The following is a 12,790-nucleotide window of genomic DNA, read 5'->3' on the forward strand; positions in this document are numbered from 1 at the left end:
CGTCCGTCCGGCCGCCAAGCGGATTTCGGGGGCGGGGCCCTACGTGTCGCACTCCAGCACCGTCCGGCACAGCCCGCACCGGGCCCGTACCCGGCCGCGTACCGGAATCCGGATGCGCTGGTGGCAGGTGGGGCAGGGGAAGGAGACCCGCAGTGCGGCGTCCGGGCCGCCGCCCTCGAAGGCGTACGGCAGGCCGGTCGCGGCCCCCGGGTGGTCCTGGGCGTGGCGGCGGTCCTTGGCGTAGCGGTGCCGGCCCGCCCAGCCGGCCGCCGTCAGCGGGGGCTGCCGCCCGTCGTGCAGGGCCACTTCCCGGCCGTCGGTGTAGGCCGCGTACGCCTGCGCGCTGGTGAACCAGGGCGACGGGTCCTCCCCGAACACCAGCGCCCGCTTGGCCAGGACGTATCCGAACTCCTCCGGGGTGAGGTAGCCCAGCTTCTGGCTCGTCGCCCCGTCCTCGCGGTAGGCGTCGAGCAGCAGCCAGCCGGCCCCCAGGTAGGTCGTCACCGTGTCGGTGAGGATCTCGTTGTCCCGCGTGCCGGGGAAGCCCAGCCCGAGCCGGTGCAGCAGCACATGGGTGATCTCGTGCGCGAGGGCCGCCCCGATGTCCCGCCGGTGGGTGCGGAAGCGGTCGTTCAGCTCGACGAAGTACTCGGGTCCGGCGGCCAGTTCGACGCCGGCCGCGTGGGTCATCTCCCGGAAGCTGACGATCATCCGGGCGTCCGGCAGCCGCAGCTGCTGCACCAGCGCGTGGGCCACCCGCTGCGCGCCCAGGTGGAGGTCGTCGCCGTCGGCGAAGGACACGTCGGCGGGGGCGACGCTGGTGGCGTACGCGTGCAGCCCCTCGCGGGTCAGCCGGCGGTACAGGGCGGTGATCGCCGCCCGCACGGTGCCGAGGTGCGGGTAGCCGTGCACGACCTCGCTGCCGTTCGCCACGTCCTGCCCCCATGTGCGACGTCGACCTTCCTCCACTGTAGAGGGCATGCCCCGGCCGGGCGGGGGCGGCGGGGCGGTGGGGGATGGCCGAAAACGCGGCCTTGTGGTCCTCGCGGCGGCCTCCGGATAATCCGGGACACGCCTTGACGGGCTCATGTCATTGAGCTGCCCGGGATACGGGCCCGTCGTGCGCGCACGGCACAACCCCCCACGAAAGGCAGACAGTTGACCAACATCCTGCGCACCCTCAAGAGATCCGCGGCGGCCGGCGCCGTCGTCCTCGCCGCCGTCAGCCTCCAGCCCACCAACGCCTCCGCCGCCCCCCAGCCGGTCGTCGGCGGCACCCAGGCCGCACAGGGCGAGTTCCCCTGGATGGTCCGGCTCTCCATGGGCTGCGGCGGCTCGCTGCTCACCCAGCAGATCGTGCTGACCGCCGCCCACTGCGTCAGCGGCTCCGGCAACAACACCAGCATCACCGCCACCGCCGGCGTCGTGGACCTCCAGAGCGCGAGCGCCATCAAGGTCCGCTCCACCAAGGTCCTCCAGGCGCCCGGCTACAACGGCAAGGGCAAGGACTGGGCCCTGATCAAGCTCGCCCGGCCCATCAACCTGCCCACCCTGAACATCGCCACCGACACGGCGTACAACAGCGGCACCTTCACCGTCGCCGGCTGGGGCGCCACCCGTGAGGGCGGCGGCCAGCAGCGCTACCTGCGCAAGGCGACCGTGCCGTTCGTCTCGGACGCCTCCTGCCAGCAGTCGTACGGCAACGAGCTGGTCCCCGGCGAGGAGATCTGCGCCGGCTACACCCAGGGCGGCGTCGACACCTGCCAGGGCGACTCCGGCGGCCCGATGTTCCGCCGCGACAACGCCGGAGCCTGGATACAGGTCGGCATCGTCAGCTGGGGCCAGGGCTGCGCGCGCCCCGACTACCCCGGCGTGTACACCGAGGTGTCCACCTTCGCCTCCGCCATCAAGTCCGCGGCGGCGACCCTCTAGGAAGAGTCCCGCCGGTGGTGCCGGTCCGACCCACGGGACACCCCACCGGCACCACCGGCACGTACGAAAGGGGCAGGCCCGGCGGGGCCTGCCCCTCCCGCGCGGTGGCCGCCCGCCCGCCGACCTCGCGCCCCGCCGCCCCGCCGCCCCGCCGCACCGGGCGCCCGCCCGGCTCCTCACACCAGGCGTACGGAGGTCCCGGCGCCCTCCAGCTCCAGCACCCACACCTCGTTGGCGCCCTCCCGGAGCGCGGGCCCCGGCACGAACAGCGACTCCTGCGGCCCCACCCCCCAGAACCGGCCCAGGCAGAACCCGTTCACCCACACGAACCCCCGGGTCCACCCGGGCAGCTCCAGCGCCGCGTCCCCCGCACCGGCCAGCTCCACCACCGCCCGGTACAACCCCGGACACCCGGGCCCCGCCCCGTCCGCCACGGAGCCGCCCGCCCCCGAGTCGTCCGCCACGTCCCGGAAGGGGACCCTCGCCACCCCGTCCGCCGTGAACGCGTCCAGCCGCAACCCCCGCGCCCGCACCCCGTGCAGGTACTGCCGCTCGTGCAGCAGCCCGCCGGTGATCCCCTTCTCCTCCGCCAGCCGCGGCCCGTAGCCCACCCGCCCCAGCGACTCCACCCACAGCTCCACCTCCGCCGGCCCCGCCACCGGCTCCGCCAGCACCACGTGCTCCCCCTCCAGCACACCCGCCCGCACCCCGTCCACGTACACCACCGCACGGTCCCGCAACCCCGCCACCGACAGCGGATACGGCCCGCGCGGCCCGGGGACGCGGAACCGGTAGCGCACCAGCCCCCGGTCCACCCCCAGCTCCTCGAAGGACGGCGGCACCGGCCCCTCCCGCTCCTCGCCGCCCAGCACCTCCAGCACCCCCTCCAGCGGCGCCCACCGCGCGAACCGGACGACCACCCGCCCCGCCAGCCGCGGCGGCGGCGCCGGCGCCGGCGGCAGCGGGCCGTCCGCGTACCGCGCCAGCACCTCCCGGAACGCCCAGAACTTCGCCGTCGGCAGCCCCGCCTCGTCGACCGGCGCGTCGTAGTCGTACGACGTCACCGTCGCCTCCAGCGGACCGTCGTGCAGCGGACCCGACCGGTTCGCGCCCGCCCACCCGCCGAAGGACGTCCCCCCGTGCGCCATGTAGACGTTGACCGACGCCCCGCACTCCAGGACCTCCGCCAGCGCCGCCGCCGCGTCCCCCGCGTCCCGCACCGCGTGCGCCTCGCCCCAGTGGTCGAACCAGCCGCACCAGAACTCCATGCACATCAGCGGCCCCCGCTCCCGGTGCCGCCGCAGCGCCTCGAACGCCGCCCGCGCCCCCGACCCGAAGTTCACCGTCGCCAGCACCCCCGTCACCGACCCACCCGTCAGCATGTGGTCCTCCGGCCCGTCCGACGTGCACAGCGGCACACTCACCCCGCACGCGACGAGCAGGTCCGCGACCCACCGCGGATGGTCCCGGTCCGAGCCCCAGCTCCCGTACTCGTTCTCCGCCTGCACCAGGACCACCGGGCCACCCCGGTCGACCTGCCGCGCCACCACCTGCGGCAGCAGCGTGCGGAACCAGCGCGTGACGTGCCCCAGGTACTCCGCGTCCCGCGTCCGCACCCGCCGCCCCAGCCGCCCCGTCAGCCAGTGCGGCAGCCCACCGTTCTCCCACTCCGCGCAGATGTACGGACCCGGCCGCACGATCGCCCACAGGCCCGCCTCCCGCACCGCGTCCAGGAAACGCCCCACCGCCGCCACGTCCCGGTGGCGCCCCGGCTCCGGCTCGTGCAGGTTCCACGGCACGTACGTCTCCACACAGTTCAGGCCCATCGCCCGCAGCATCGCCAGCCGGTGACCCCACTGCCCCTCGTGCACCCGGAAGTAGTGCAACGCCCCCGACAGCAACCGCACCGGCCTCCCGTCCAGCAGGAAGTCCCGGTCGCCCACCGTGAAACCGGCCACGCACCCCACCCCCTCTTCCGGCCACCCGCACCGCGCCCCACTGTCGCCCCCTGGCGGCCGGCCGGTCCATGGACAAAGATCGGCGCCGGTTGGACGGACACGAACCCGCGACGACGCGCCGGGGAGGCCGCGGATGTACCACACCTGGATGCGCTTCTTCACGCCCGGCCCCCTGCACCGGCGGCTCGGCCTCGTCTGCCTCGGCGTCGGACTCCAGCACGGCGCCCTCCCCGCGGTCGGCCCCCGCACCCTCGACCACCATGTCGCCGTGGTGATCGACGCCGGCCGCGGCTGGTACCGGTTCCCCGACGGGCGGCGCACCCCCGTCACCGCACCCGCCCTCCTCTGGCTCACCCCCGGCGTACCCCACCACTACGCCCCCGACCCGGCCACCGGCTGGGACGAGGGCTTCGTCGACTTCACCGGACCGGTCACCGCCACCTACACCGAACTCGGCTGCATCGAACCCGACCGCCCCGTCGTCCCCCTCACCGACGCGGGGCCCGCCCGCTCCGTCATCGGCCGGATCGCGCGTGCCGCCCGGCGCGGCAACCCCCTCCTGGAGGTCGAGACCTCCGCCGCCGTCCACGAACTGCTCGTCACCCTGCGCCGCACCCGCGCCGACACCACCCCCGACGGCACCCCCGTCCTCACGGCCCTCGCCCGCGACGCCTGCCGCCCCCTGACCGTCGCCGAACACGCCGCCCGCAACGGCATGACCCCCGCCGAGCTGCGCACCGCCGTACGCCGCGGCGCGGGCTGCAGCCCCAAGGACTACCTGCTCGGCATCCGCCTGGGCCGCGCCAAGGAACTCCTCGCCGGCACCGACCTGCCCGTCGCGGCCGTCGCCCGCCGCGTCGGCTACGACGACCCCGCCTACTTCTCCCGCCTGTTCACCCGCCGTGTCGGCACCGCACCCGTCCGCTTCCGCCGGCAGCAGGGACGCGCCGTACCGGGCGGCTGGAGCACCCGGATCCCGGATGCCGAACACCCGCCGACGATCATCACGGGACACGTCTAAGCTCGCTCCCCATGAGCACCAGCGAGACCGAGGACTCCGTACACGCCGAGCTGACCCGCCTGCGCGAGAGCATCGACAACATCGACGCGGCGGTCGTCCACATGCTGGCCGAGCGCTTCAAGTGCACCCAGCAGGTCGGCCACCTCAAGGCCCGCCACCACCTGCCCCCGGCCGACCCGGCCCGCGAGGCCCGCCAGATCGCCCGGCTGCGGCAGCTCGCGGAGAGCGCCAACCTCGACCCCGCGTTCGCCGAGAAGCTGCTGAACTTCATCATCGCCGAGGTGATCCGCCACCACGAGACCATCGCCGGCGGCGCCCGGACCACCTGACCCGCACCACCCGGACGGCACCGGCGCACGACCCCGCCCGCTCAGCCCTGAGATGAACACCCGTGCCCCGGCCCCGCCCCATCGGGCAGCATGGCCCCATGCCCGTACTGACGCGCGACGAAGCGCAGACCCGAGCCCGGCTCCTCGACGTCCACCGCTACACGGTCGGCCTCGACCTGACGACCGGGGAAGAGACCTTCGACTCCACCACCGTCATCCACTTCACCGCCCGCACCGGCGGCACCACCTTCGTCGAGCTCAAGCCGGCCACCCTGCGCTCCGTCACCCTCGACGGCGCACACCTCGACCCGGAGACCCTCGCCGACAACCGGCTGCCCCTCACCCTCACCGAGGGCGAGCACACCCTCCGCGTCGACGCCGCCATGCGCTACTCGCGCACCGGCGAGGGCATGCACCGCTTCACCGACCCCAGCGACGGCGAGACCTACGTCTACACCCAGCTGTTCATGGAGGACGTCCAGCGGGTCTTCGCCGCCTTCGACCAGCCCGACCTCAAGGCGGTCTTCGACGTCTCCGTCACCGCCCCCGACCGCTGGACCGTCCTCGCCAACGGCGTCACCACCCACCAGGGCGACGGCCGCTGGCAGGCCGCCCCCACCCCGCTGATCTCCACCTACCTCGTCGCCGTCGCCGCCGGCCCCTGGCACTCCGTCCGCACCGAGCACGCCGGCCTGCCCTTCGGCATCCACTGCCGCCGCTCCCTCGCCCCGTACCTCGACGCCGACGCCGACGAGATCCTCGACGTCACCCGCCAGTGCTTCGACCGGTACCACGAGAAGTTCGACGAGCCCTACCCCTTCGACTCCTACGACCAGGCCTTCGTCCCCGAGTTCAACGCGGGCGCCATGGAGAACCCCGGGCTCGTCACCTTCCGCGACGAGTTCGTCTACCGCTCCGCCGTCACCGTCACCGAACGCCAGACCCGCGCCATGGTCATCGCCCACGAAATGGCCCACATGTGGTTCGGCGACCTCGTCACCCTCAAGTGGTGGGACGACATCTGGCTCAACGAGTCCTTCGCCGAGTACATGGGCTACCAGATCATCAACGAGGCCACCAGCCGCTTCCCCGACACCTGGATCGACTTCGGCGTCGCCCGCAAGGCCTGGGGGTACGACGCCGACCAGCGCCCCTCCACCCACCCCGTCGCCCCCGACCCCGAGGCCGTCCCCGACACCGCCTCCGCGATGCTCAACTTCGACGGCATCTCCTACGCCAAGGGCGCCTCCGCCCTCCGCCAGCTCGTCGCCTGGCTCGGCGAGAAGGACTTCCTGGCCGGCATCAACACCCACTTCACCCGCCACAAGTTCGCCAACGCCACCCTCGCCGACTTCATCGACAACCTCGCCTCCGCCACCGACCGCGACGTCCACACCTGGGCCGAGGCGTGGCTGCGCACCACCGGCGTCGACACCCTCGCACCGGCGTACGACCGGACCACCGGCACCCTCACCGTCACCCGCACCGGCAGCCGGCCCCACCGCATCACCGCCGGCGTCTACGACCAGGACCTCGGCGACACCCGCCGCCTCGTCCTGCGCGACCGCCTGGAGATCGACGTCCCCCAGACCGCCCCGGTCAACCTCCCCGGCCCCCGCCCGGCACTCGTCGTCCTCAACGACGGCGACCACACCTACGCGAAGATCCGCCTCGACGAGCACTCCGAGGAACGCGCCCTGCGCACCCTCTCCGGCATCCCCGACCCCCTCACCCGGGCCGTCGTGTGGAACGCCCTGCGCGACATGGTCCGCGACGGCGAACTCGAACCCGTCACCTACCTGGAGACCGCCCGCGCCCACCTCCCCGAGGAGAAGGACCTCGCGATCGTCCAGGGCGTCCTCGGCTTCGCCTCCGCCCACATCGCCGACCGCTACGTCACCGCGGAGGACCGCCCCGCCGCCCTCGCCCTCATCACCGACCTCACCCGCGACCTCATCCGCCGCACCGAGGACGGCAGCGACCCGGGCCTGCGCCTCACCGCCGTACGCCACTACATCGACGCCACCGAGCGCGACGGCACCCTCCACGGCTGGCTCGACGAGGGCGGCGTCCCCGGCGGTCCCGAACTCGACCCCGAACTGCGCTGGCGCATCCTCGCCCGGCTCGCCGTCCTCGGCGCCACCGACGAGGCCGCCATCGCCGCCGAACTCGACCGCGACCCCAGCGCCACCGGCCAGGAGGGCGCCGCCCGCTGCCGGGCCGCCCTGCCCACCGCCGAGGCGAAGGCCGCGGCCTGGGAGCGCATGTTCACCTCCGACGACCTCTCCAACTACCTGTTCACCGCCACCGCGCAGGGCTTCTGGCAGCCCGAACAGGCCGAGCTGGTACGCGAGTACGTGCCCCGCTTCTACCCCGACGCGACCGCGCTGGCCGACCGGCGCGGCCCCGCCATCGCGGAGGCGGCCGGACGCCACGCCTTCCCCGCCCACGCCGTCGACGCCGCCCACCTCCGCCTCGCCGAACAGCACCTCGCGGCCGACGACCTCCTCCCGGCCCTCCGCCGCAAGCTGATCGACCAGATCGACGACCTCCGCCGCGCCCTCGCGGTCCGCAAGGTCTGACCCCCGGCCCCGCCCCGCCCCGCCCGACGACCGGCCCACGGCCGGCGACCCGGGCGGGGCAGCCCGGCGGGGCCTCCGGGCGGGGCCGCCGGGCCGGAGCGCACCCGCACCCCCCGCCCCCACGCACCGGCAACCACCGCACCGCCCCCATAGCACGCCCGGCGCGCCCCGCAACCCCCTCGTCCCCCTTTCGGGTAGCGATCGCCCCACGGCGCAACCACGCCCCGCCGCACCGCGCCACGCTGGGCGACATGAGCAGCAGCCCCCGGACCGCCCCGTCGAGCACCCAGTGGAGCCCACCACCCCTCGCCGGAGGCCCCGAGGGCGCCGACGCGCTACGGCCGCTCCTGGACACCGTGCTCGACGCCCTCCGCGACGGGGCCACCACCCGCGGCGGACCCGTACCGGCCGGCGGACCCCGGGAGACCACCGCCCGGCTGCGCGACACCCTCGCGGACGTCCTGCCCGACCGCGGCGCCGGCGCCGAGGAAGCCCTCCGCGCCCTCGTCACCGCCCTCGCCCACGGCGCGGCCGACCCCGCCCACCCGCACTGCGCCGCCCACCTCCACACCCCGCCCCTCGCCCTGGCCGCCGCGGCCGACCTCGCCGCCTCCGCCCTCAACCCCTCCCTCGACTCCTGGGACCAGGCCCCCGCCGCCTCCGCCCTCGAAACGCTCGTCACCCGCGCCCTCGCCACCGAGACCCACCCCACCGGACCCGCCCCCGACGCCGTGGTCACCACCGGCGGCACGGAGTCCAACCAACTCGCCCTGCTCCTCGCCCGCGAGGACCACGGCCCCACCCTCCAGACCGTCTGCGGAGCCAACGCCCACCACTCGCTCCACCGCGCCGCCTGGCTCCTCGGCCTCCCCGAACCCGTCACCGTCCCCGCACCCGACGGCACGATCGACCTCACCGCCCTCGCCGCCGTCCTCACCGACCTCCGCGGCCCCCTCCTCGTCACCGCCACCGCGGGCACCACCGACACCGGCAGCATCGACCCCCTCCCCGAGATCGCCGACCTCTGCGACCGGCACGGCGCCGCCCTCCACATCGACGCCGCCTACGGCGGACCCCTCCTCTTCAGCCACACCCGCCGCCACCTCCTCAGCGGCCTCGACCGCGCCGGCACGGTCACCCTCGACCTGCACAAACTCGGCTGGCAACCGGTCGCCGCCGGCCTCCTCGCCGTACCCGACACCAACCGGCTGCGCGCCCTGCACCACACCGCCCCCTACCTCAACGCCGACGACGACACCCGGGCCGGCCTCCCCGACCTCCTCGGCCGCTCCCCGCGCACCAGCCGCCGCCCCGACATCCTCAAGATCGCCGTCACCCTGCGCGCCCTCGGCCGCACCGGCCTCGGCCGGCTCGTCGACCGCGTCTGCGACACCGCCCAGCACCTCGCCGACCTGGTCGACACCGACCCCTGCCTCGACCTGTACGCCCGCCCCACCCTCAGCACCGTCCTCTTCCGCCCCGCCGGCGCCCCCGACCACACCGTCGCCGAGACCCGCCGCGACCTCCTCACCCGCGGCCACGCCGTCCTCGGCCGCGCCCGCGCGGGCGGGCGCCTCTGGTTCAAAGCCACCCTCCTCAACCCCCACACCACCCCCGACGACCTCCGAGAACTCCTCGCACTCACCGCACTCGTGGAAGGCAGCACCACCCGATGACCGGCAGCACACCCCAGCTCGACCCCGACCACCCCCACGACCTGGTCGGCATCGGCATCGGCCCGTTCAACCTCTCCCTCGCCGCCCTCGCCCACGGCGTACCCGGAGGGCTCGCCACCGCCTTCTACGAACAGCGCCCCGCCTTCCACTGGCACCCCGGACAGCTCATCGACGGCACCACCCTCCAGGTCCCGTTCCTCGCCGACCTCGTCACCCTCGCCGACCCCACCAGCCCCTGGTCATTCCTCAACTACCTCCGGGGCCGCGACCGCCTCTACCCCTTCTACTTCGCCGAGCGCTTCCACACCCACCGCACCGAGTACGACGCCTACTGCCGCTGGGTCAGCGACCACCTCCCCGGCCTCCACTTCGCCCACCGCGTCGACGCCGTCCGCTGGAACCCCGAACGCGACCTGTTCGAAGTCGACCACACCCGCCTCGGCCCCGACGGGGAAACCCAGGCCCCCGGCCGCACCCACACCCGCCACATCGCCCTCGGCGTCGGCACCGAACCCCACGTCCCCGAACCCCTCCGCCCCCTCACCGAACAGCCCGACGTCCCCGTCATCCACTCCGCCGACTACCTCCACCACCGCGACCGGCTCCTCGCCGCCGAGCACGTCACCGTCATCGGCTCCGGCCAGTCCGGCGCCGAGATCTTCCTCGACCTCCTCCGCACCCGCCCCACCGGAGCCGAGAAGATCCACTGGCTCACCCGCACCGAGGCCTTCGCCCCCATGGAGTACTCCAAACTCGGCCTCGAACACTTCACCCCGGACTACACCCGCTACTTCCACGCCCTCCCCGAACACGTCCGCGGCGACCTCCTCCCGCGCCAGTGGCAACTCCACAAGGCCATCGACGCCGACACCATCGCCGCCATCCACGACGAGCTCTACCGCCGCACCCTCCACGGCGGCTGGCCAGACGCCGTCCTCACCCCCGGCGTCCGCGTCCGCACCGCCGGCCGGCTCGCCACCACCAAGGTCGAACTCCACCTCGAACACACCCAGCAGGGCACCCGGTCCCGCCTCACCACCGACGCCGTCGTCCTCGCCACCGGCTACCGCGAACGCCCCCTCGGCCGCATCCTCGCCGGACTGGAGCCCTACATGCGCCGCGACTCCCGCGACCGCCCCCGCGTCGACGCCCACCACCGGCTCGTCCTCGACCCCTCCGTCACCGGCTCCCTCTATGTACAGAACGCCGAGACCCACACCCACGGCGTCGGCGCACCCGACCTCGGCCTCGCCGCCTGGCGCAGCGCCACCATCCTCAACCACCTCACCGGCAAGGAGCCCTACCCGCTCCCGCGCCGCACCGCCTTCACCACCTTCGGCCTCGAACGCCAGGAGGCGCCCGGCATTCCCCGCCAGACGCCTCCCGCTCGAACCACCCGCACCCCCTAGAACACCGGCACGCCGTCCCGGGTCAGCTTCCAGTCCACCGACGCGAAGCTGGCCGGGTCGACCGTCCCCTGCGCCTTCACCCACTGGATGATCGTGTTCCGGATCTCGTCCGAATTCGCCCACAGCTGCTTCGCCGCCGCCACGTGCGGGAACGCGCCACCACCGGCCGCCCGGTAGTTGTTCACCGCCAGCACGAACCGCGCGGCCGGATCCAGCGGCTTCCCCTCGAACGACAAGTTCACGATCCGCGACCCGGCCGGCTTCGCGATGTCGATCTCGTACGACAGCCCGTACACCGCGTCGTAGTTGTAGTCCGGCGTCCCGCCCGCGTTCGTCAGCTTCGCCGGCTCCACCGGCGCACCCGCCGGGGTCTGCACGTAGTACCGCGCCGAGTACTCCAGGTACTCCTTCAGCTGCGCGCCCGTCAGCAGCCGCGCCTCCAGCGTGTTCTCGAACGGGTACAGCCCCGCCGCGTCCTTGATCGTCACCTCGCCCGCCGGGATCCGCGCCGTACGCGAGAAGCACGACGCCTGCGACAGCACCGGCAGCGACGCGTACTCCCCGCCCGCCAGCGCCGCCTTCACCGTCTCCGCCTGGACGTGGTTGATCAGGTCGATGATCGGCTCGTCCTTCCACGGCGCGTCGGCCGTGGACATCACGGCGGTCGACGTACCGATGACCTGGTTGACGTACGCCACGACCTTCTCGTGCTCGTCACCCAGCAGCTTCACGATCCGCGGGTCCTCCTCCACGGTGTTGGAGTTCAGCACCTGCGCGCCGACCCTCTCCACCGTCCAGCGGCCCTTCGACCACACCAGATCGAAGTCGAACAGCGTCAGCCGCTGCCCCCACTTCAGCGGCTCGGACAGCACCACGTCCTTGCCGGTCTCCTTGTTGGTCACCCGGTACTCGGGAATCTCCGTGTGCGCGTGACCCACCAGGATCGCGTCGATCCCCGGCACCTGCTCCGCCACCAGACCGGCCGCGTTCTCGATGTACGGAAGCTGGTCCCCGTACGACGACGTCCCGCTCGACCCCGAGTGCGCCGACACGATCACCACGTCCGCGCCCATCGAACGCAGCTTCGGCACCCACTTCGCCGCCTGCTCCTCGAGACCCGGGAACACCATCTTCCCGCTCACGTTCGCCTTGTCCCAGATCGCGATGCCCGGGTTCGTCAGCCCCAGCACCGCCACCCGCACGTCCCGCCCGTACGGCGTGCACAGCCGGTGCATGCTGTACGGCGGGAACGCCGGCCGCAGCGTCCTCGCGTCCAGCGCGTTGGCACCGAGCAGCGGGAAGTCGCACTGCTCCTGGAACTTCCGCAGCACCGGTATGCCGTAGTTGAACTCGTGGTTCCCGAGCGCGGCGGCGTCGTACCCGATCGCGTTCATCGCCTGCGCCATGGGGTGCACGGGGCCGCGCCGGGCGGTGATCGGGTCGACCTTGGCGTAGTAGTACGACAGCTGGGTGCCCTGGATCGTGTCACCCGCGTCGATCAGCAGGGTGTTGCGCCGCCCCTTCTCCTCGCGGACCCGGTCCACCAGCGTGGAGATCTTCGCCAGGCCCACGTCGTTGTGCGCCTTGTCGTCGAACTCCCGGTCCGTGAAGTAGTCCCAGTTGAAGACGTTGCCGTGCAGGTCCGTCGTCCCCATGACGGTGAAGGAGTACCGCTTCGCCCGGGGCGCCGCCGCCGCGGGTGCGGCGCCGACCGCCCCGGCGACCGCCGCACCGGCACCCGCGACGGCCGAAGTGCCCAGGAAAGTCCTACGATTCAACGGCATGTGATCTCCTTCGTTCTGTGCATGACGCGCGTAGATTCTGGCGCAGACACGCCCCCCGCAACAGCCCCTCCAGGTTTCGATCCGATGACCGCCTACGGA

At 73.5% G+C, this 12,790-nt stretch carries 9 protein-coding genes; 6 read left to right on the top strand and 3 right to left on the bottom strand.

Translation table 11 applies throughout. The features are described from left to right. Window positions 1–39: 39 nt before the first annotated feature. Window positions 40–933, bottom strand: coding sequence for a hypothetical protein (locus A4V12_RS32185; RefSeq protein WP_064073027.1), 894 nt, complete (start codon window positions 931–933; stop codon window positions 40–42). Window positions 934–1,158: 225 nt separating this feature from the next. On the opposite strand from A4V12_RS32185, the gene A4V12_RS32190 reads away from it, so the two are divergent. Next, a complete protein-coding gene (locus A4V12_RS32190; RefSeq protein ID WP_064073028.1) occupies window positions 1,159–1,932 on the top strand; it encodes a S1 family peptidase in 774 nt (257 codons plus the stop codon). 176 nt (window positions 1,933–2,108) lie between these two features. On the opposite strand, the gene A4V12_RS32195 is transcribed toward A4V12_RS32190, so the two are convergent. Next, on the bottom strand, window positions 2,109–3,890 hold the full coding sequence (locus A4V12_RS32195; RefSeq protein ID WP_064073029.1) for a glycoside hydrolase family 35 protein: 1,782 nt from the start codon (window positions 3,888–3,890) through the stop codon (window positions 2,109–2,111). Between the two features lie 133 nt (window positions 3,891–4,023). Between A4V12_RS32195 and A4V12_RS32200 the strand changes: the two genes are divergently transcribed. The 5 genes from A4V12_RS32200 to A4V12_RS32220 all read left to right on the top strand — a co-directional run bounded on the left by A4V12_RS32200 (window position 4,024) and on the right by A4V12_RS32220 (window position 10,907). Continuing rightward, window positions 4,024–4,911, top strand: a complete 888-nt coding sequence (locus A4V12_RS32200; protein WP_064073030.1) for a helix-turn-helix domain-containing protein — start codon at window positions 4,024–4,026, stop codon at window positions 4,909–4,911. 11 nt (window positions 4,912–4,922) lie between these two features. Beyond that, on the top strand, window positions 4,923–5,240 hold the full coding sequence (locus A4V12_RS32205) for a chorismate mutase (RefSeq protein ID WP_064073031.1): 318 nt from the start codon (window positions 4,923–4,925) through the stop codon (window positions 5,238–5,240). A 98-nt stretch (window positions 5,241–5,338) separates the two neighbouring features. Further along, window positions 5,339–7,822 carry an aminopeptidase N gene (gene pepN / locus A4V12_RS32210; protein WP_064073032.1) on the top strand — a complete coding sequence of 828 codons (2,484 nt, stop codon included), beginning with the start codon at window positions 5,339–5,341 and terminating at the stop codon, window positions 7,820–7,822. 251 nt (window positions 7,823–8,073) lie between these two features. Then, a complete protein-coding gene (locus A4V12_RS32215; protein ID WP_064073033.1) occupies window positions 8,074–9,498 on the top strand; it encodes a pyridoxal phosphate-dependent decarboxylase family protein in 1,425 nt (474 codons plus the stop codon). Continuing rightward, the gene (locus A4V12_RS32220) at window positions 9,495–10,907 is read left to right on the top strand and encodes a lysine N(6)-hydroxylase/L-ornithine N(5)-oxygenase family protein (RefSeq protein WP_064073034.1); all 1,413 of its coding nucleotides are present in this window, start codon (window positions 9,495–9,497) and stop codon (window positions 10,905–10,907) included. The genes A4V12_RS32215 and A4V12_RS32220 overlap by 4 nt, the downstream gene beginning before the upstream one ends. Here the strand turns inward: A4V12_RS32220 and A4V12_RS32225 are convergent. Further along, window positions 10,904–12,691 (bottom strand): bifunctional metallophosphatase/5'-nucleotidase, encoded by a 1,788-nt coding sequence (locus A4V12_RS32225; RefSeq protein WP_064073035.1) that lies wholly within the window; start codon window positions 12,689–12,691, stop codon window positions 10,904–10,906. The genes A4V12_RS32220 and A4V12_RS32225 overlap by 4 nt on opposite strands. Window positions 12,692–12,790: the final 99 nt, after the last annotated feature.

The sequence above is a fragment of the Streptomyces noursei genome (assembly GCF_001646665.1).
In the GTDB taxonomy this organism is placed as follows: Bacteria; Actinomycetota; Actinomycetes; order Streptomycetales; family Streptomycetaceae; genus Streptomyces; species Streptomyces lavendulocolor.

Bases quoted from the DNA above. Each gene is read 5' to 3' on its own strand.
- A4V12_RS32215 (WP_064073033.1), top strand. From the start codon at position 8,074: ATGAGCAGCAGCCCCCGGACCGCCCCGTCGAGCACCCAGTGGAGCCCA.
- pepN (WP_064073032.1), top strand. From the start codon at position 5,339: ATGCCCGTACTGACGCGCGACGAAGCGCAGACCCGAGCCCGGCTCCTC.
- A4V12_RS32225 (WP_064073035.1), bottom strand. From the start codon at position 12,691: ATGCCGTTGAATCGTAGGACTTTCCTGGGCACTTCGGCCGTCGCGGGT.
- A4V12_RS32220 (WP_064073034.1), top strand. From the start codon at position 9,495: ATGACCGGCAGCACACCCCAGCTCGACCCCGACCACCCCCACGACCTG.
- A4V12_RS32205 (WP_064073031.1), top strand. From the start codon at position 4,923: ATGAGCACCAGCGAGACCGAGGACTCCGTACACGCCGAGCTGACCCGC.
- A4V12_RS32200 (WP_064073030.1), top strand. From the start codon at position 4,024: ATGTACCACACCTGGATGCGCTTCTTCACGCCCGGCCCCCTGCACCGG.